The sequence below is a fragment of the Citrobacter sp. Cb004 genome (assembly GCF_030337065.1).
Classification (GTDB): domain Bacteria; phylum Pseudomonadota; class Gammaproteobacteria; order Enterobacterales; family Enterobacteriaceae; genus Citrobacter; species Citrobacter braakii.
In genome coordinates this window covers 326,871-346,330 of sequence record NZ_JAOWCH010000066.1, presented here as the reverse complement: position 1 = coordinate 346,330, position 19,460 = coordinate 326,871, and the positions used below count along the sequence as shown (strand labels likewise).

The window sequence follows — 19,460 nt, the reverse complement described above, 5'->3', positions numbered from 1 at the left end:
CTTTAGCACTTCGTCATAGCGCCCGCACAAGCTGTACGTATACATTTCAATTACAAATTTAACAATTAGTTAAATGGTAATGGAGTATACGATGGTTGATGTTCTGGTGATTGGCGGTGGCAATGCCGCGTTATGTGCTGCCCTAACCGCCCGGGAGCAAGGAGCTTCGGTACTCCTGCTCGAAGCGGCTCCACGGGAATGGCGCGGGGGAAATTCTCAACACACACGTAATCTGCGCTGTATGCATGACGCGCCGCAGGATGTGCTGGTGGAAAGCTATCCTGAAGAGGAGTTCTGGCAGGATTTGCGGCGCGTCACCGAGGGAAATACTAACGAAGCCCTGGCGCGTCTGGTGATCCGCACCTCTTCACAATGCCGCGACTGGATGCGCCAACACGGCGTTAATTTTCAACCTCCTCTCTCCGGTGCTTTACACGTAGCGCGAACCAACGCCTTTTTTATGGGGGGCGGGAAAGCCCTCGTGAATGCCTATTATCGCAGCGCAGAAAAGTTAGGCGTGCAAATCCGCTATAACACACCAGTGCAGGCGCTTGAACTGCATAATGGTGAGTTTGTGGCAGCGCTGGCAGGCGAAGAGCGCATAACCGCTAAGTCCTGCGTGCTTGCCGCTGGCGGATTTGAGTCAAACCGCGAATGGCTGCGCGAAGCCTGGGGAGAGAACGCCCGCGGCGAGTGGCCTGCGGATAACTTCCTGATTCGCGGCACGCGCTTTAATCAGGGCGTACTGCTTAAATTTATGATGGATGCCGGGGCGGACATCATCGGCGAACCCTCCCAGTCACACTGCGTAGCCATTGATGCCAGAGCGCCATTATATGACGGCGGGATTTGCACCCGCGTGGACTGCGTTTCACTCGGCATAGTAGTCAACCGTGACGCAGAACGTTTTTATGATGAAGGCGAAGATTTCTGGCCCAAACGCTACGCCATCTGGGGACGCCTGGTCGCCCAACAGCCAGGGCAGATTGGCTATTCCATTATCGACAGTAAAGCCATCGGCCACTTTATGCCACCGGTATTCCCCGGCGCACAGGCGAATACGCTGGCGGAGTTGGCGCATCAGTTGGGGCTGGATACCGAACGCTTTACCCACACCGTGACGGCGTACAACAACGCCTGCCAGCCAGGTCAGTTCGACCATACCATCCTGGACAACTGCGCGACGAAGAAGTTAACCCCCGCGAAAACACACTGGGCGCGACCGCTGGACCAGCCACCTTACTACGGCTATGCCCTGCGGCCAGGAATCACCTTCACCTATCTTGGGTTAAAAGTGAACGACCGCGCTGCCGTACACTTTGCCGGGCAGCCAAGCCGCAACCTGTTCGTCGCCGGAGAGATGATGGCGGGCAACGTGTTGGGCAAGGGTTACACCGCTGGCGTGGGCATGTCGATCGGGACAACCTTTGGCCGCATTGCCGGAAAAGAAGCCGCGCTGGCAGCACGTAAGGAGGCACGTCATGAAGCAGCTTGAGAAACTGATCATCGAAGCACAAATTATCACCGAGCCGGAAGCGGAAGTTGAACGAGTGATGCAGGTCTGTAACGCCTGCCGCTATTGTGAAGGTTTTTGCGCCGTGTTCCCGGCAATGACTCAGCGCCTGGAATTCGGTAAAGCGGATATCAATTATCTGGCTAACTTGTGCCATAACTGCGGCGCCTGCCTGCACGCGTGTCAGTATGCCCCACCTCATGAATTTGCCATTAACGTACCGAAGGCGATGGCGGAAGTGCGGCTCGAAACCTATCAGCACTACGCGCAACCCGCCGCCTTTGGCGCGCTTTATCGTCGCGCAGGCATCACTGTGACGCTGGCGCTGGTTTTCGGTCTGATCCTGTTTTTACTCCTCGCCATGAGTTTAAAGGGCTCGTTATTCCATCCTCCGCTGGCCGGGGATTTTTATCAGATTTTCCCGCATAACCTGCTCGCATGGATGTTTGGTTCGGTATTTATTCTGGCGATAGGTCTGCTGATGGCGGGTGTTCTCCGCTTCTGGCGCGAAATCTCTCCGGGTGTACCGCGTTCCGCTGAAATTGCTGAAGCCTCGCACAATGCGCTGACGCTGAAGTATCTCGATGGTGGGCATGGCAAAGGTTGTAACGAAGCAGATGATGCCTTCACCCTGATGCGCCGCCGTTTCCATCACTTCACCTTCTACGGTTTTATGCTCTGCTTTGCCGCCACCGTGGTGGCAACGGGCTATCACTACTTTGCAGGTATAGAAGCGCCCTATCCGTTCTTCAGCGTTCCGGTAATGTTGGGCACGTTGGGCGGCATTGGCCTGACTGTCGGCCCGGCTGGCTTGCTATGGCTCAATTTTAAGCGCTCACCGCTGCATGGCGACGCTCGGCAAAAACCGATGGATCGCGGTTTTATTTTGCTGCTGCTCCTGACCAGTCTGACCGGTTTAGCGCTGCTGGCGGGAAGAGACACCTCCTGGATGGCTATTTTGCTCGCCATTCACCTCGGCGTGGTCATGGCGCTCTTTCTGACCATTCCTTATGGAAAATTTGCCCACGGATTTTACCGCTGCGCAGCCTTACTCAAGTGGGCGATTGAGAAACGGCGCGGCAAACAGGCGGGGGTCGCAGGCGACTAACCCGCAAACTCTTACCTCTATGAATATTATGATAAGACAGTGGAGCAAACCCAATGACACAACAACCATCGCGCGCCGGAACTTTCGGCGCAATACTGCGGGTAACCAGCGGTAATTTCCTCGAACAGTTTGACTTTTTTCTGTTCGGTTTTTACGCCACCTATATCGCAAAGACCTTCTTTCCTGCAGAGAGTGAATTTGCCGGGCTAATGTTAACTTTCGCCGTGTTTGGTTCAGGTTTCTTAATGCGGCCTGTTGGCGCAATTGTGCTGGGTGCTTACATCGACAGAATTGGTCGCCGTAAAGGACTGATGGTGACGCTGGCGATTATGGGCTGCGGTACCCTGCTGATTGCCCTGGTACCTGGTTATCACAGTATTGGTCTGCTGGCCCCTGTCCTGGTATTACTCGGCCGATTATTACAGGGCTTTTCTGCAGGGGTGGAGCTGGGCGGCGTCTCGGTTTATCTTTCTGAAATCGCCACCCCTGGCAATAAAGGCTTCTACACCAGTTGGCAGTCCGCCAGTCAACAGGTCGCCATTGTGGTGGCAGCTCTGATTGGTTACGGCCTGAACGCCACCCTGGGACACGATGAGATTTCTGAATGGGGCTGGCGTATTCCATTCTTTATTGGTTGCATGATTATTCCTTTGATCTTCGTGCTCCGCCGCTCGCTTCAGGAAACAGACGCCTTTTTACAACGTACGCACCGTCCCGACACCAGGGAAATTTTTACTACCATCATCAAAAACTGGCGTCTCATCGCTGCGGGTACGCTGCTGGTGGCGATGACCACAACGACGTTCTACTTTATTACCGTCTACACACCGACCTACGGTAGGGCTGTACTTCACCTGAGCGCTCGCGACAGCCTGATCGTCACCATGCTGGTCGGTATTTCTAATTTTATCTGGCTGCCGATTGGCGGGGCGATTTCTGACCGAATTGGTCGTCGTCCGGTGTTGATGGGGATTACCATCCTTGCACTGATCACCACCTGGCCGGTTATGCACTGGCTCACCGCCGCGCCAGATTTCACGCGCATGACGATGGTCCTGCTTTGGTTCTCGTTCTTTTTTGGTATGTACAACGGGGCAATGGTCGCCGCACTCACCGAGGTGATGCCTGTCTATGTGCGTACGGTGGGCTTTTCACTGGCATTCAGTCTTGCCACGGCGATTTTTGGCGGCCTTACGCCAGTCATCTCCACAGCGCTGGTCCAGCTAACCGGGGATAAAAGCTCACCAGGGTGGTGGCTGATGTGTGCGGCACTTTGCGGGCTCGCCGCCACGGCAATGCTGTTTGTCCGGCTGAGTCGTAATTATCAACCGGTGGAATATAAACCCTGAAATGCAAACGGGCGGAAAACTCTCCGCCCGTTGTCTGTTTCATTTTTCGATTTACTGCGCAGTATTCTTGCTACGAATTTCCTGCCAGACCTTGTCGCAATCAGCATTAACGGACTGACCATTACCCGTGCGCGTGGCCTGGATGCATTGCTGATAATCCAGTACGCGTACGCTTTCTTCATTGGCAAACTGCTGATGCTGCTTTTCTTTCTTCAGCACATTCAACACGCTTTGGCAGGCTTCGATTTTCTCCGGCGATCCTTGCGCGGTAGTAATACAGGCGCTGTAGGCTTCTTTCAGACGACTGTCTTCTTTTGGTGCCGGGGATTGCGCGCAAGCCACCAGCCCGGATGCCATAACAGCGATGAGTATCAGTTTTTTCATAGCACTTTCCTCAACGATGCGGCAGGCGCCCGGCCTGCCGCTGTTGGCATTAGAAGATGGTGAACGGAGCAATAACGATGAATTTCACGTCGCGCTCATCCTGGAAGATGTTGCCGTAACCACCGCCCCAGCTCGGAATGTCTGAATGGTTGTCGTACTGGGTGAAGTGCAGTTTAAACATGGTGCCCTTCGCACGCCCCTCTTGCAGGGTATAGACCGCATCCAGGCTGTAAGAAGATTCTTCGATAGTCCGGTTTTTATCGTAATACGCATCAGGATTGATCTGCCAGGTTGATGGCTTGGCATCCCATGCGTAAACGTAGGACGCGCCCACTGCCCAGCCCGGCAAATTCCAGTTCTTCAGGTCATACATTGCGCCGAAGAAGACAGCCTTTTCGCCGTTGGCGTTGAAGTCGGAACGGTTATCCCACCAGATATCCAGGCGACCGTTTGATGAGGCGTAGGTCGGGGTCATACGCTGCAGGAAGTACCCCTGCTGCCCGTCCGCTTTAACCCAGGTCCCTTCCAGACGCAGGTCAACCACTTCCGCCACTTTGTAGCCAAAGGTCAGCGCCTGCAGCCAGGCCGTACCGTCATAAATATCGTTCACGGTGCGATCATCAACTTTGTCGCGCGCGCCGTAGAACTGGTAGCTGGTGGTAAACGGGTTACCGCCTAAATCGAATTTATAGCTGGCTTTTGCGAAGTACTGATCGACGTAGCCTTCAGACTGACCAAATGCGGCTTCCAGCAACAGGTTATTTTTGAAGTCATATTTCGCGCCGATTGAGTGCAGATAATCTACGCTGGTCTTTTTATCAGCCTGATAGAATTTATCGACTTCAGTGTGCCATGGTGCTTTATATTCGTTGGCCCACATATAGGAGAAGCTCAGTGCACCAGCATCACCATAGTCGAAGTTGGCTCCGGCTTCAGCACCCTGATAGGTACCTGGCATAAAGCTCCAGTGCGGAGCCAACAGAGTCTGTCCGGTTGGTTGAATGTAACCAGCGCGCGCCCAGGTTGGGCCGAATTTAAATTTGGCTGCTGCTTTATAAAGGCTAATTCCGCTCTTATCGCCGGAGTAATCTTCATCATAGCCTTTGTTTTTTGACGAGAATGCAATTTCGTTTGGATGACCGCTTTCGCTACTTTCGTTCATTTCAATAGCGGTAAATGCTGCGATATCAATCCCAAACATATCAGCCGCATAACCGGACTGGAAGTCGAGGTTAGCGTTCCAGGTGGAGTGAGAAAGGTTGGTTTTGTATTTGTCGTGATCGGTCACATCTTTACGGTCACGCTCACGCTGCCAGTAATAGATGCCGCCGGTTAAGGTTGAGTCATCAATAAACCCTTCGGCGTGTACCTGGGGAGCGACAACGAAACCCGACATTGCTGTGATACCGGCGATAGCCAGCGCCAGCGTACTACGTTTGCCACTAAACGTACGCATATGTTAATCCTCTTTGACGTATAACCCTTCGTTTTTCAAGCTGCATCGGTGTTGGCTTTACTCGGCCTTTGGCCTCGCCCCTTCGGGGACAGCGCACGCGCTGCGTCTCCGCCTTGATGCAACTCGAAATCCATTGGGTATAAAATGCTGCCGACAAAAGCGGACAGCGAAAAAACAAAAATTAAAAAAGTAGCGCTGAGAAAACCTCAGTGACTACAATGAATAGACTATTTTTCGCGACGCGAATTATCAATCTCTTTCTGTAACGAGTATGTAATAGTATGAGCAACCGCACATATTTTCTTGTTTTCTGTTACATTTTGCTTTGGGAGTAAAAAAAGTCACAAAAACAAGAAAAAACACTTTATATACATATAGATATCTTCAATTTTATTATTATATATATAATTCAACCCTTAATAATTGTCTTTGCATTCGCAAAACAAATTAATTCTCGAACGTCATTAATTCGCTCTGCAAACAGAACGTTCGAGCTCCTGAATTCACTCTCCGTCGTTGATGTGACCGTCCTCGGATTTTCCACACAAATACACTCACTTTATAAGGTTTTTATTGACAGCTACCGAGTGTCCCATTATTCAAAGATGCAGGTTATACGTATAAGTTGATAAATAAATGACAAAACGCATCACACAGAAAGACGTCGCGGCCCTGGCTGGCGTTTCACAGGCGGTGGTATCCGTGGTACTCACCAAAGGAAATCACACCTACCCACAGGAGACAGTGATCCGGGTTGAGCAAGCGGCTAATCAGCTGGGATATATACCGAACCGTTTTGCACAAGCGCTGAAAACCAATAAAACCATGTCGATCGCCTGCATCGTGCCGGATATCGCCAACCCTTTTTATGCCTCGCTCGTCCGTGGCGTTCAGTCGGTTACGGATAGGTATCACTACGATGCGATCGTGGCCAGCACCGATGGATTACGGGAAAGAGAGCTGCATTTTTTGCGCTGGTCAGCGCAGGGGCGGGTCGACGCCGTGGTGGGGATATTTTTTAACGTCGGGATGAAAGATTTTGCCCCGTATCTTCAGGCAGGGATCCCGATTGCACGTATTGAAGCCAGAATGAAAAAAAACGGCCCGCTACCGCTGCATAATGTTTATATCGACAACACCGCTGCCGCGCGCAGTGCCGTCGAATATCTGCTGGCACAGGGGCACCGAAATATCACGATGATCGCCAGCGCTGGCGGTCCTGAGCCTGCCAGAGTGGAAGGATATCGCCAGGCGATGACCCAGGCTGGCCGCCTTCCGCGCATCAAAATTCTGCCAGGTTTTAACGAACAGAGCGGCTATCAGATCGCGATGCAGCTGATTAATGACGGCACGCTCCCGGATGCGATTTTCGCCGCCAACGATTTAATGGCTATCGGCGTGATGCGTGCCGCAAGGGAGAAAGGCATCACTATCCCGGAGCAGCTTGCGGTGATGGGTTTCGATGATATTCCCGCCGCCGGGCTGGTGACCCCTTCCCTGACCACTATCGCCCAGTACCCGGAGCAGCTTGGGCAAAAAGCGGCCGCCCTCCTCCTGGCGCAAACTGATATCACCGCACCGCTCCAGGGCAGCACCACAGAAATGCCCTGGGGCCTGGTTAAAAGAGAATCCGCCTGAACGGCTGATAAAACACCACACAAGGATCAAACAGATGGATTTGCCTTCAGATTATGAGTCGCGCGTTTATGCAGGGGTGTTAGGGAAATTAATCGGCGTCTACCTTGGCCGCCCTTTCGAAGGGTGGACCTACGAAAAAATTATGCAGGAGCTGGGGCCGATCCAGTATTACGTCCACGAAAAATTTAACCGTCCGCTGGTTGTCACCGACGATGATGTCGCCGGAACCTTCACCTTTATCCGCGCACTGGAAGATTATGCCCTGCCGCCGGATCTGAGCGCGGAACAGATGGGTCACTGCTGGCTTAATTACATCATTGATAAGCGCACCATTCTCTGGTGGGGCGGCAACGGTAATTCGACGGAACACACCGCCTGGCTGAATCTCAAAAAAGGCATTCCGGCTCCGCTAAGCGGAGCCATTGCGACCAACGGGAAAACGATTGCCGAACAGATTGGCGCACAAATCTTTATTGATAGCTGGGCGCTTGTCGCACCGGGACAACCCCGTCTGGCGGCACAACTTGCCAAAAATGCCGCCAGCGTGAGCCATGACGGTGAAGCGGTGTATGCCGCCATGCTCTGGGCGGCGATGGAGTCACAGGCCTTTATTTGCCAGGAGATCGAACAGCTTATTGACGTTGGACTATCCGTGATCCCGGCAGAGTCGCAAATAGCCCAGCTGGTTGGCGATATCCGTCGCTGGCGACGGGAAGATAACGACTGGCAGACGACCCGCCAGCGAATCGACGACAACTATGGCTATCACAAATATCCCAGCAATTGTCACATCATCCCTAATCATGCGCTGATGATTATGGCGATCCTTTACGCGCCGGACGACTTCCAGCAGGCCCAGTGCATTGTCAATACGTCAGGATGGGACACTGACTGCAATGCGGGGAATGTCGGCTGTCTGTCCGGCATTATGCTGGGACTCCAGGGTATTGACGCAGGCCCGGACTGGCGCGGGCCGCTGGCGGACAGAATGCTGATCTCCTCAGCCGACGGGGGGTTCTCCATAAACAACGCCGTGCGGATCACCGATTACCTGGTCAGGCTGGGACACCAGATTGCCGGTCTGCCGCGCCCTGAAGCCAAAAAATCCGGCGCGCAGTACCATTTCTCACTACCGGGCAGCGTGCAGGGTTTCCGCTGGCTTAATGAAGAAAATGCGGCCGCGGTTGAGGTTAAGAATGAGGCGCACCTGGGGCGGCAGATGTTGAGTCTGCACTATCGCCATCTTGCGCCCGGACTTCATGCCAGCGTGACCACGCAAACCTTTACCCCGCCTGAAATCGTGGAAATGCGCAGCTACGATTTAATGGCTACCCCACTTATCTACCCAGGCCAGCGTCTTCAGGCCACCCTGATTGCGCCACCAGATAACACATCCGCGTTAAACGTGCGGCTCTGCTACCGGGTTTATGATGACAACAATCAGCTGACGCCCCAGTACGGCGACGCGCAGAGCATAGCCCCGGGTGAATCGCTAACGCTGGCGTTGGATCTCCCGGACTGCCAGGGCCAACCGATCGGCGAGATTGGCGTAACAATCAGCACCGATGCCCGCGTTGCCCGCGGTCGCCTGCTCATCGACAGTATGCGCTGGGACGGCGCACCTGAGCTGACCTTGCGTAAACCCACAGGGGAAAATAATTTCTGGTGGCGGGCCTGGGTAAACGGCGTGGATCTCTTTTCACGCCACTATCCCACCAGCTTTCGCATCTCCAAAGAGTACGACGAGGGATTGATTATTCACGGAACGCGGCAGTGGGATAACTACCGCGTTCAGAGTGACATTACGCTGCATTCAGGGGAGTACGGCGGTCTGGCTTTTCGGGTGCAGGGGATGAGGCGCTATTACGCCGCACGCATCCTGCGCGACGGAAAATTACAGATCGTCCGCGTGCGCGACACCAGCACCAAAGTTCTGGCAGAAGCGGCTTTGTCCGACGTGTACGAGCGCCCTGTGTCGTTCGATATCAGCGTCAACGGGCAGATTATTTCCGCGACCGTTGACGGTAAAACGCTGCGCGTGGAGGACGCTGAACGCGAAGCCTTGATGGATGGCGGGATCGGTTTACTGATTTGTGCGGGTGCGCTGTCGACGGACGCTATCCATATCAGCGCCAGTTGCTAATCAACGGAAATGGACGACAACAAAGGATTAAAAATGAACATACCAAAAACAATGCTGGCGCTGGTAACAGCCGTTTTGCTTTCAGGCTGTGAGGATAAACCGCAGCAGGTGACCATCGAATTTATGCACTCCGCCGTTGAGCAGGAGCGCCAGACCGTCATTGCCGGGATCATCAACCGCTTTCAGCAAGAGAATCCGGATATTATTGTGAAGCAGGTTCCCGTCGAAGAGGATGCCTATAATACCAAAATCATTACCCTTGCCCGCTCAGGATCACTGCCGGAGGTCGTCGAGGTCAGCCATGACTATGCCAAAGTCATGGATAAAGAGCAGCTTATCGACCACAAAGCGGTGAAAACGCTGATCGACAAGCAAGGTGAAAGCGCCTTCTACGGCGGCGTGCTGCGCATTGTTCGAACCGAAGACGGAACAGCCTATACCGGCGTGCCGATCAGCGCCTGGCTACAGGGAGTCTGGTATCGGAAATCGGTACTGGCTAAAGCGGGAATCGACGAACCCAAAAACTGGACACAGCTGCTGGAGGCGGCGCGCAGGCTGACCGACAGCGCCGGTAAAAAATATGGCATCGCGCTGCCGACGGCTGAAAGCGTCATGAGCGAACAAACCTTCTCCCAGTTCGCACTTTCAAACGGTGCCAATGTGTTCAACGCAAACGGCGACATCACGGTTAACTCAGCGGAAATGCAGGCCTCGCTGAACTATTATCGCGAACTGGCCCGCTACACCATGCCCGGCTCGAACAACGTAACAGAGATCAAAGACGCCTTTATGAACGGCACCGCGCCGATGGCGGTCTATTCGACCTACATCCTGCCAGCGATTTATCAGGATGGTTCACTGGCGGATTTAGGCTTTGTCGTGCCGAGCGAAAAATCACCTGCCGTATTTGGCGTTATCACATCATTAACGCTCACAGCCGGTCAGACTGAGGCAGAAACGAAAGCCGCCGAAAAATTTGTCAGCTTTATGGGACAGGCGCAGAACGCGGCTGACTGGGTATTGATGTCGCCGGGGGCGATGCTGCCGGTGACGAAGGCCGCCGCGCAAAACGTCAGTTGGAAGGACAACCCTGCCGTCAAAGTCTTTGGAACTCTCCCTGAACAGCTGATTGCCCAGTACCCGAATATGCAGGTCTTTGGATCGGTCGGCGAGAAGAACTTTACGCGGATGGGGGATATTACCGGCTCCATGATCCTCAGTGAAATGGTCAATCAGGCGACGGTGGGTAAGCAGGAGACATCAGTGGTGCTGGAACGCAGCCAGCAGCGGGTTCAGGCGTTAATGCAGCATAAGTAAAACAGAAAAATCCGCCTCAAACGTCGCGTTGGCGGCGTTTGAGGCAGTGTGGCAGGAATTACTCGCCGACTTTAGCCCACGTATCACGCAGACCTACAGTGCGGTTAAATACCAGCTTGTCAGCCGTTGCATAGCGGCTGTCCAGGCAGAAGTAGCCTTCACGCTCAAACTGGAACGCTTTACCTGCAATCGCAGCCTGCAGTGACGGCTCACCGTAGCCCTGCTTAATGACCAGCGATTCCGGGTTGATAACGGACAGGAAGTCTTCCGCCGCTCCTGGGTTTGGCACGCTAAACAGACGATCGTACAAACGGATTTCAATCGGCAGCGCATGGGACGCGCTCACCCAGTGAATAACACCTTTTACTTTACGACCATCAGCCGGATCTTTGCTCAGGGTGTCGGCATCGTAGGTGCAGAAAATGGTGGTGATATTCCCTTCTGCATCTTTCTCTACACGTTCAGCCTTGATCACGTAAGCATTACGCAGACGTACTTCTTTGCCCATCACCAGACGCTTGTACTGCTTGTTCGCTTCTTCGCGGAAGTCTGCGCGATCGATCCAAATTTCACCGCTAAACGGCACTTCACGGCTGCCCATTTCCGGTTTGTTCGGATGGTTAGGCATGGTAACCAGCTCGCTTTCGCCCTGCGGATAGTTTTCGATAACCAGTTTCACCGGATCGATAACTGCCATCGCGCGCGGGGCGTTTTCGTTCAGATCTTCGCGAATGCAGGACTCCAGAGAAGCGATCTCAATGGTGTTATCCTGCTTGGTCACGCCAATGCGTTTGCAGAACTCACGAATAGCGGCAGCGGTATAACCACGACGACGCAGGCCAGAAATCGTCGGCATACGCGGATCGTCCCAGCCTTCAACGTGCTTGTCGGTCACCAGCAGGTTCAGCTTGCGTTTGGACATCACGGTGTATTCCAGATTCAGGCGCGAGAATTCGTACTGGCGCGGGTGAACCGGAATGGTGATGTTGTCCAGCACCCAGTCGTACAAACGACGGTTATCCTGGAACTCCAGCGTACACAGTGAATGCGTAATGCCTTCCAGCGCATCGCTGATGCAGTGGGTAAAATCGTACATCGGGTAGATGCACCACTTGTTGCCGGTCTGGTGGTGTTCGGCGAACTTAATACGGTACAGCACCGGATCGCGCATCACGATAAACGGCGAAGCCATATCGATTTTCGCGCGCAGGCAGGCTTTACCTTCTTCAAAACCACCGGTACGCATTTTTTCGAACAGTGCCAGGTTCTCTTCGACGCTACGATCGCGGAACGGGCTGTTTTTACCTGGCTGCGTCAGAGTGCCGCGGTATTCGCGGATCTCCTCCGCTGACAGTTCATCAACGTACGCCAGGCCTTTATTAATAAGCTCTACCGCATAGGCGTGAAGCTGATCGAAGTAATCCGAAGAGTAGCGAATATCGCCAGTCCAGTGGAAACCTAACCATTCAACGTCGTTTTTAATCGACTCAACGTACTCGATATCTTCTTTAACCGGGTTCGTATCATCAAAACGCAGGTTGCACTGGCCCTGGTAATCTTGCGCAATGCCAAAGTTCAGACAAATGGATTTCGCGTGGCCAATGTGCAGATAGCCATTTGGCTCCGGCGGAAAACGTGTATGGATAGTGGTGTGCTTACCACTGGCCAGATCTTCATCGATGATCTGACGAATAAAGTTACTCGGGCGGGCTTCAGCCTCACTCATCGTGGATTCCTCAAAGCGTAAACAACGTATAACGGAACATGATCTTATAAGCGACGTCAGGAGACAACTATTTGTTGCACAAAAAAGGTGTTTCAACAGGATATATGTGGATATTTGCTGCAAAAAAAAGCGGCGGAGGAATATCCCCCGCCGCTTAAGGCACTTAACTCACTTTACTCAGGAGCAGTTATTTACCTTTAATCTCATACAGTGGTGTTTGACCAGCAACCACATGACCTTCGGCTTTAATGACCAGAGCACCGAAATCATCGCTGTTGCTGCACACAACCGGGCTAATCATGGAACGTGCGTTGGCGTTCAGGAACTCCAGATCCATTTCCAGAATCGGTTGACCTGCAGTCACTTCCGCACCTTCTTCAACCAGACGCTTAAAGCCTTTACCTTCCAGCGCTACTGTATTGATACCCATGTGGACCACGATTTCCGCGCCTTTAACGGTTTCCAGACAGAACGCATGGTTAGTGTTGAAGATTTTCACGATGGTACCGGCAGCCGGAGCAACCACGATTTTATCCGTTGGCTTCACCGCCACACCGTCGCCTACAGCTTTGCTGGCGAAGGCTTCATCAGGTACCTGCTCCAGCGCAACCACGTCACCGGTAATCGGAGAAACTAAAGTTTCAACGGTTACAGCGTTCGCTACAGCTTGCGGTTTAGCAACCGGAGCCGCTGCTGCTGGCGCACTTTCACCAGACGCTGCAGCCACCGGGCCACGCGCAACAACTTTCTTCATTTCGTCGCCGATAGATTCGGCCTTCGCACCCACGATGACCTGGATAGTTTGCTTGTTCAGCTTAACCACTCCAGATGCGCCTAAACGTTTACACATCGCATCATTTACGCGACCGGAGTCGGCAACGGTCAGACGCAGACGAGTGATACAGGCATCAATCGCTTTCAGGTTATCGGTACCGCCAACTGCTGCAATGTAGTTGGTTGCCAGTTGAGCCAGACCTTCTTCAGTGTTGCTGTTCGCTTCTTCAGTAACGATATCGTCTTCTTTATCTTCACGGCCCGGCGTTTTCAGGTTAAACATACGAATAACCGCGCTGAACAACACAAAGTAAATGACGAAGAACACCAGGCCCATCACGACCAGCATCCAGACGTTCTGACTTGCCGCCGGCAGGTTGTACATCAACACGTAGTCGATAGCCCCCGCGGAGAAGGAGAAGCCCGCGTGGATCCCCAGCAGTGTTGCAACGAACAGGCTGATACCCGTTAACAGTGCGTGCAGGAGGTACAGCAATGGCGCCAGGAACATGAACAGGAATTCCAGCGGCTCGGTAACACCGGTCAGGAACGCGGTGATCGCAACGGACAGCAGCATACCGCCAACCATCGGACGACGTGCTTTCGGAGCGGCGAAGTACATTGCCAGCGCCGCACCCGGCAGACCAAACATCATGATCGGGAAGAAGCCAGACATGAACATACCCGCAGTGCCGTCACCCGCGTAGAAGCGGTTGATGTCACCATGGAATACGGTACCTGCAGCGTTAGTGAATTCACCAATCTGGAACCAGGCGATGGTGTTCAGCACCTGATGCAGACCGGTTGGGATCAGCAGACGGTTGATGAAACCAAAGATACCGGAACCCAGCGCGCCAGCGCCTACGATCCACTCACCTCCCGCATGGATGGCGTTCTGCACCGGCGGCCACACGTAGCCGAAGATAGCAGCCAGCACCAGACAGAAGAAGCCAGTGGCGATCGGCACGAAGCGTTTGCCGCCAAAGAAGCTCAGGAAGTCAGGTAGTTTGATACCAGACCAACGGTTATATACCGCACCGCCGACCAGACCAGTGATGATACCTGCCAGCACACCCATGTTGATGGCCGGGTTAATGGTAACCATTGCTTTGGTCAATATGAAATAACCAACCGCACCCGCCAGCGCTGCAGCACCCGCGCTGTCTTTTGACCAGCTGGAAGCCACACCGATAGCGAAAATTAACGCCAGGTTATCAAAGATGGCCCCACCCGCTTGCGCGATGAAGGGTACGTTAAGTAAATCTGGTTGGCCGAATCGCAGCAGCAGTGCCGCGACTGGCAGCACAGCGATGGGGAGCTGTAACGCCCTACCCAGCCGCTGGAAAAAACCTAAAATATTCATTTTATTCCCCCTACGAGACCCCGATTAGGCTTCTTTGAAGCCATATTTTTATTGTGCGACCATTCCTGACAGCAAGATTCTGGAACAACAATATTAACCATTCATCTACATTCAGAGTGTGTGAAAATTTAATTCGCATCGCAAATTAAATGCGTGTTTTTTGTGATTCCAGTCACCAAATATCGTTATTAACCCTCCCTTCCACTGGCTAACTACGAAAACTTATTTTATCATTCAAAAAATCGAAACGGATTGATCCTTACCGATGCAAAACCAGGTTACGCTTAATACTGCACAGAGACTCAATCCGCCAATTGCTTACATTTACTTTTGAGGTGAAGAATGAGACTGATCCCCCTGAATACCGCTGAACAAGTCGGCAAATGGGCTGCTCGCCATATCGTTAACCGTATTAACGCGTTCAAACCAACGGCTGATCGTCCGTTCGTTTTGGGCCTGCCGACTGGCGGTACTCCGCTGACAGCCTACAAAGCATTGGTTGAAATGCACAAAGCGGGCCAGGTAAGCTTCAAGCATGTTGTAACGTTCAATATGGACGAATATGTTGGCCTGCCGAAAGAGCATCCGGAAAGCTACCATAGCTTCATGCATCGCAACTTCTTTGATCACGTTGATATTCCAGCAGAAAACATCAACCTCCTCAATGGTAACGCACCGGATATTGATGCAGAATGCCGTCAGTATGAAGAGAAAATCCGTTCTTACGGTAAAATCCACCTGTTTATGGGCGGCGTAGGCAACGATGGTCACATCGCGTTCAACGAACCAGCCTCTTCTTTGGCTTCCCGTACCCGCATCAAAACGCTGACTCACGACACGCGTGTTGCGAACTCACGCTTCTTTGACGGCGACGTAAGCCAGGTGCCTAAATATGCGCTGACCGTTGGCGTGGGCACCCTGCTGGATGCTGAAGAAGTGATGATCCTGGTACTGGGCCACCAGAAAGCGCAGGCGCTGCAAGCCGCCGTTGAAGGCAACGTTAACCATATGTGGACCATCAGCTGTCTGCAGCTGCATCCGAAAGCCGTTGTGGTCTGCGATGAGCCTTCCACCATGGAACTGAAAGTGAAGACGCTGAAATACTTTAACGAGTTAGAAGCGGAAAATATTAAAGGTCTGTAATTGATGTCTCCGCCCTGTCGATAAGTTGCAGGGCGGCATTTTTTGAAATCGGGGGTCGGAATGTATGCTTTAACCCAGGGCCGGATTTTTACCGGTCACGAAATTCTTGATGACCATGCGATTGTTGTCGCCAATGGCCTGATTGACAGCGTTTGCCCACTGGCTGAGTTACCGTCAGGAATTGAACAGCGCTCACTGAATGGGGCCATTGTTTCCCCCGGTTTTATCGATGTACAGCTAAACGGCTGCGGCGGCGTACAATTTAACGATACGGCAGAAGCCGTGACCGTTGAAACGCTGGAAATCATGCAGAAAGCCAATGAAAAATCTGGCTGCACCAGCTACCTGCCAACGCTTATCACCACCAGCGATGACCTGATGAAACAAGGCGTTCGCGTCATGCGTGAATACCTGGCGAAACACCCGAATCAGGCACTAGGGCTTCATCTGGAAGGCCCGTGGCTGAATTTGGTGAAAAAAGGCACCCATAATCCGGGATTTGTCCGTCAACCGGACGCTGCGCTGGTTGATTTCCTGTGCAATAATGCCGATGTGATCACCAAAGTAACGCTGGCGCCAGAAATGGTCCCGGTAGAGGTCATTACCAAACTGGTGAATGCGGGTATTGTGGTTTCTGCGGGTCACTCAAATGCAACGGTAAAAGAAGCAAAAATCGGGTTCCGCGCAGGCATCACCTTTGCGACGCATCTGTTCAACGCGATGCCGTACATTACCGGTCGCGAACCTGGTCTGGCGGGCGCTATTCTTGATGAAGCCGATATCTACTGCGGTATCATCGCTGATGGCCTCCACGTTGATTACGTTAACATTCGTAATGCCAAACGCCTGAAAGGCGACAAGCTGTGCCTGGTCACCGACGCAACCGCACCAGCAGGTGCAAACATTGAACAGTTCATTTTCGCTGGTAAAACAATATACTACCGTAATGGATTGTGCGTTGATGAGAACGGTACACTGAGCGGCTCATCATTAACCATGATTGAAGGCGTACGCAATCTGGTCGAACATGCGAATATCGCTCTCGACGAAGTCTTACGTATGGCAACGCTCTACCCTGCTCGCGCCATTGGCGTCGACAAACAACTCGGCAGCATCGCGCCAGGCAAAGTAGCCAACCTGACTGCGTTCACGCACGACTTTAAAATTATCAAGACCATCGTTAATGGCAACGAGGTCGTTACTGAGTAAGAGAAAGAATGACACCAGGCGGACAAGCTCAAATAGGTAATGTTGATCTCGTAAAACAGCTTAACAGCGCGGCGGTTTATCGCCTGATTGACCAGCATGGGCCAATCTCGCGAATTCAAATTGCCGAGCAAAGCCAGCTTGCCCCCGCCAGCGTAACGAAAATTACGCGTCAATTGATCGAACGCGGGCTGATCAAAGAAGTCGACCAGCAGGCCTCCACCGGGGGCCGCCGCGCTATCTCTATCGTCACTGAAACCCGCAATTTCCACGCGATTGGCGTTCGCTTAGGCCGCCACGATACTACGCTCACGCTCTATGATATGAGCAGTAAAGTGGTCGCTGAAGAGCATTATCCCCTCCCGGAGCGCACCCAGGAAACGCTCGAGTATGCGCTGCTCAACACCATTGCCACCTTTATTGAGAACTGCCAGCGGAAAATCCGCGAGCTGGTTGCGATTTCCGTCATTCTGCCAGGCCTGGTTGATCCTGAAAGCGGCGTCATCCGCTATATGCCGCACATTCAGGTCGAAAACTGGGGGCTGGTCGAAGCACTCGAAAAACGCTTTAAGGTCACCTGCTTTGTCGGTCACGATATTCGCAGTCTGGCGCTGGCCGAGCACTATTTCGGGGCAAGCCAGGATTGCGAAGACTCCATTTTGGTGCGTGTTCACCGCGGAACCGGGGCGGGAATCATCTCCAATGGCCGAATTTTTATTGGTCGCAATGGCAACGTGGGTGAGATTGGCCATATTCAGGTAGAGCCGCTGGGGGAGCGCTGTCACTGCGGTAATTTCGGCTGTCTGGAAACAATTGCCGCCAATGCCTCTATTGAACACCGCGTGCAGAACTTATTGAAACAGGGTTATCCAAGCCGACTCACGCTGGATGATTGCGGCATTAAAGCCATCTGTAAGGCGGCTAATAAAGGCGATAACCTGGCATCAGAAGTCATTGAGCACGTTGGTCGTCACCTGGGTAAAACCATCGCCATCGCCATCAACCTGTTTAACCCACAAAAAATCGTCATTGCGGGCGAAATTACCGAGGCTGATAAAGTGCTGCTGCCTGCTATAGAAAGCTGTATCAACACGCAGGCGTTGAAAGCGTTTCGCCACAATTTACCGGTGGTTCGTTCCACGCTGGATCACCGTTCAGCCATTGGCGCCTTTGCGCTGGTGAAGCGTGCGATGCTCAACGGTACATTGCTGCAACGTTTGCTGGAAAGCTAATACCAAGCTGCCTCTGCGTTAGCTGCACCTGCTCACCCCAGTCACTTACTTCAGTAAGCTTCCGGGGTTCTCAGACTTGCCGCCTTGATGCAACTCGAATGATTTAGTGTATTTTGTGTATAGTAATGCCTTCTTTTTTTGATGTCGGATTGTCCATGGCCATTAAGAATGTAATTTGTGATATCGACGGCGTGCTGATGCACGACAATGTTGCCGTACCGGGTGCGGCAGAATTTCTGACTGGGATCCTGGAAAAAGGCCTGCCGTTAGTTTTGCTGACTAACTATCCTTCACAGACCGGGCAGGATTTGGCAAACCGCTTCGCCACCGCGGGTGTGAATGTCCCTGATAGCGTCTTTTATACTTCCGCCATGGCTACCGCTGATTTTCTTCGCCGCCAGGAAGGGAAAAAGGCCTACGTGGTAGGTGAAGGTGCGTTAATTCACGAGCTGTATAAAGCCGGGTTTACTATTACTGACGTGAACCCCGATTTTGTGATTGTTGGCGAGACGCGATCCTATAACTGGGACATGATGCATAAAGCGGCATATTTTGTGGCCAACGGCGCGCGTTTCATCGCCACAAACCCGGATACTCACGGACGCGGTTTTTATCCCGCCTGCGGTGCGCTGTGCGCCGGTATCGAAAAAATCTCTGGCCGCAAGCCGTTTTATGTGGGCAAACCCAGCCCGTGGATTATTCGCGCGGCGCTCAACAAAATGCAGGCGCATTCGGAAGAGACCGTTATCGTTGGCGACAACCTGCGTACCGATATTCTGGCGGGCTTCCAGGCAGGTCTCGAAACCATCCTGGTATTGTCTGGCGTTTCGACGCTCGACGACATTGACAGCATGCCGTTCAGACCAAGCTGGATTTACCCGTCCATTGCAGAAATTGATGTGATTTGATGCGTAAGCCGGATAAGACGCCCCCGCGTCATATCCGGCCAGAAGAAATCCTTCCATTTAATAAAACAGCCATAAAATTATCGATTCATTAATAAACCCGTCTATTCTGTAATCTTTTTTCACCAATCCACAATGACCATTGCGTTTTTTATTTTCTGACCCGTAATTCACTTGCGCCCTCTCCAGCTTTGCGGCATTTT

The 19,460-nt window shown here is 52.7% G+C and carries 14 protein-coding genes; 10 read left to right on the top strand and 4 right to left on the bottom strand.

The genetic code is table 11. The annotated features are described in order from the left end of the window. Positions 1-91 precede the first annotated feature (91 nt). Genes tcuA through OGV65_RS18855 form a run of 3 tightly spaced genes read left to right on the top strand, consistent with a single transcriptional unit; the run spans position 92 to position 3,970 of the window. Entirely contained in the window at positions 92-1,495 is a 1,404-nt protein-coding gene (gene tcuA / locus OGV65_RS18865; RefSeq protein WP_235116612.1) for an FAD-dependent tricarballylate dehydrogenase TcuA, read from the top strand. Beyond that, the gene (tcuB, locus tag OGV65_RS18860; protein ID WP_101699818.1) at positions 1,482-2,621 is read left to right on the top strand and encodes a tricarballylate utilization 4Fe-4S protein TcuB; all 1,140 of its coding nucleotides are present in this window, start codon (positions 1,482-1,484) and stop codon (positions 2,619-2,621) included. Before tcuA ends, tcuB begins: the two co-directional genes overlap by 14 nt. A gap of 53 nt (positions 2,622-2,674) precedes the next feature. Beyond that, a complete protein-coding gene (locus OGV65_RS18855; protein ID WP_181632776.1) occupies positions 2,675-3,970 on the top strand; it encodes an MFS transporter in 1,296 nt (431 codons plus the stop codon). Positions 3,971-4,021: 51 nt separating this feature from the next. On the opposite strand, the gene OGV65_RS18850 is transcribed toward OGV65_RS18855, so the two are convergent. Further along, complete coding sequence (locus OGV65_RS18850; protein ID WP_016155980.1) at positions 4,022-4,354, bottom strand: ChiQ/YbfN family lipoprotein; 333 nt, start codon at positions 4,352-4,354, stop codon at positions 4,022-4,024. A gap of 49 nt (positions 4,355-4,403) precedes the next feature. Then, positions 4,404-5,810: a chitoporin ChiP gene (gene chiP, locus OGV65_RS18845; protein WP_016152254.1), complete on the bottom strand. Its 1,407-nt coding sequence runs from the start codon at positions 5,808-5,810 to the stop codon at positions 4,404-4,406. A gap of 636 nt (positions 5,811-6,446) precedes the next feature. Between chiP and OGV65_RS18840 the strand changes: the two genes are divergently transcribed. The 3 genes from OGV65_RS18840 to OGV65_RS18830 are packed head-to-tail and all read left to right on the top strand — an operon-like array spanning position 6,447 to position 10,908. Further along, positions 6,447-7,448, top strand: a complete 1,002-nt coding sequence (locus OGV65_RS18840; RefSeq protein ID WP_286455323.1) for a LacI family DNA-binding transcriptional regulator — start codon at positions 6,447-6,449, stop codon at positions 7,446-7,448. A gap of 34 nt (positions 7,449-7,482) precedes the next feature. Next, positions 7,483-9,591, top strand: coding sequence for an ADP-ribosylglycohydrolase family protein (locus OGV65_RS18835; protein ID WP_286455322.1), 2,109 nt, complete (start codon positions 7,483-7,485; stop codon positions 9,589-9,591). Between the two features lie 33 nt (positions 9,592-9,624). Further along, a complete protein-coding gene (locus OGV65_RS18830; protein WP_286455321.1) occupies positions 9,625-10,908 on the top strand; it encodes an ABC transporter substrate-binding protein in 1,284 nt (427 codons plus the stop codon). A gap of 58 nt (positions 10,909-10,966) precedes the next feature. On the opposite strand, the gene glnS is transcribed toward OGV65_RS18830, so the two are convergent. Next, positions 10,967-12,634 carry a glutamine--tRNA ligase gene (glnS, locus tag OGV65_RS18825; protein WP_016152250.1) on the bottom strand — a complete coding sequence of 556 codons (1,668 nt, stop codon included), beginning with the start codon at positions 12,632-12,634 and terminating at the stop codon, positions 10,967-10,969. A gap of 187 nt (positions 12,635-12,821) precedes the next feature. Continuing rightward, positions 12,822-14,771 (bottom strand): PTS N-acetyl glucosamine transporter subunit IIABC, encoded by a 1,950-nt coding sequence (gene nagE, locus OGV65_RS18820; protein ID WP_286455320.1) that lies wholly within the window; start codon positions 14,769-14,771, stop codon positions 12,822-12,824. Positions 14,772-15,113: 342 nt separating this feature from the next. Between nagE and nagB the strand changes: the two genes are divergently transcribed. The 4 genes from nagB to nagD all read left to right on the top strand — a co-directional run bounded on the left by nagB (position 15,114) and on the right by nagD (position 19,260). Further along, positions 15,114-15,914, top strand: a complete 801-nt coding sequence (gene nagB, locus OGV65_RS18815) for a glucosamine-6-phosphate deaminase (RefSeq protein WP_003022803.1) — start codon at positions 15,114-15,116, stop codon at positions 15,912-15,914. 60 nt (positions 15,915-15,974) lie between these two features. Further along, entirely contained in the window at positions 15,975-17,123 is a 1,149-nt protein-coding gene (nagA, locus tag OGV65_RS18810) for an N-acetylglucosamine-6-phosphate deacetylase (protein ID WP_032931096.1), read from the top strand. Positions 17,124-17,131: 8 nt separating this feature from the next. Beyond that, positions 17,132-18,352, top strand: coding sequence for a DNA-binding transcriptional regulator NagC (gene nagC / locus OGV65_RS18805; protein WP_016152247.1), 1,221 nt, complete (start codon positions 17,132-17,134; stop codon positions 18,350-18,352). Positions 18,353-18,507: 155 nt separating this feature from the next. Continuing rightward, positions 18,508-19,260, top strand: coding sequence for a ribonucleotide monophosphatase NagD (gene nagD / locus OGV65_RS18800; RefSeq protein WP_286455319.1), 753 nt, complete (start codon positions 18,508-18,510; stop codon positions 19,258-19,260). Positions 19,261-19,460 lie beyond the last annotated feature (200 nt).

Bases quoted from the DNA above. Each gene is read 5' to 3' on its own strand.
- OGV65_RS18855 (WP_181632776.1), top strand. From the start codon at position 2,675: ATGACACAACAACCATCGCGCGCCGGAACTTTCGGCGCAATACTGCGG.
- OGV65_RS18830 (WP_286455321.1), top strand. From the start codon at position 9,625: ATGAACATACCAAAAACAATGCTGGCGCTGGTAACAGCCGTTTTGCTT.
- tcuA (WP_235116612.1), top strand. From the start codon at position 92: ATGGTTGATGTTCTGGTGATTGGCGGTGGCAATGCCGCGTTATGTGCT.
- OGV65_RS18840 (WP_286455323.1), top strand. From the start codon at position 6,447: ATGACAAAACGCATCACACAGAAAGACGTCGCGGCCCTGGCTGGCGTT.
- tcuB (WP_101699818.1), top strand. From the start codon at position 1,482: ATGAAGCAGCTTGAGAAACTGATCATCGAAGCACAAATTATCACCGAG.
- nagB (WP_003022803.1), top strand. From the start codon at position 15,114: ATGAGACTGATCCCCCTGAATACCGCTGAACAAGTCGGCAAATGGGCT.
- OGV65_RS18835 (WP_286455322.1), top strand. From the start codon at position 7,483: ATGGATTTGCCTTCAGATTATGAGTCGCGCGTTTATGCAGGGGTGTTA.
- glnS (WP_016152250.1), bottom strand. From the start codon at position 12,634: ATGAGTGAGGCTGAAGCCCGCCCGAGTAACTTTATTCGTCAGATCATC.
- nagC (WP_016152247.1), top strand. From the start codon at position 17,132: ATGACACCAGGCGGACAAGCTCAAATAGGTAATGTTGATCTCGTAAAA.
- chiP (WP_016152254.1), bottom strand. From the start codon at position 5,810: ATGCGTACGTTTAGTGGCAAACGTAGTACGCTGGCGCTGGCTATCGCC.
- nagA (WP_032931096.1), top strand. From the start codon at position 15,975: ATGTATGCTTTAACCCAGGGCCGGATTTTTACCGGTCACGAAATTCTT.
- nagE (WP_286455320.1), bottom strand. From the start codon at position 14,771: ATGAATATTTTAGGTTTTTTCCAGCGGCTGGGTAGGGCGTTACAGCTC.
- nagD (WP_286455319.1), top strand. From the start codon at position 18,508: ATGGCCATTAAGAATGTAATTTGTGATATCGACGGCGTGCTGATGCAC.
- OGV65_RS18850 (WP_016155980.1), bottom strand. From the start codon at position 4,354: ATGAAAAAACTGATACTCATCGCTGTTATGGCATCCGGGCTGGTGGCT.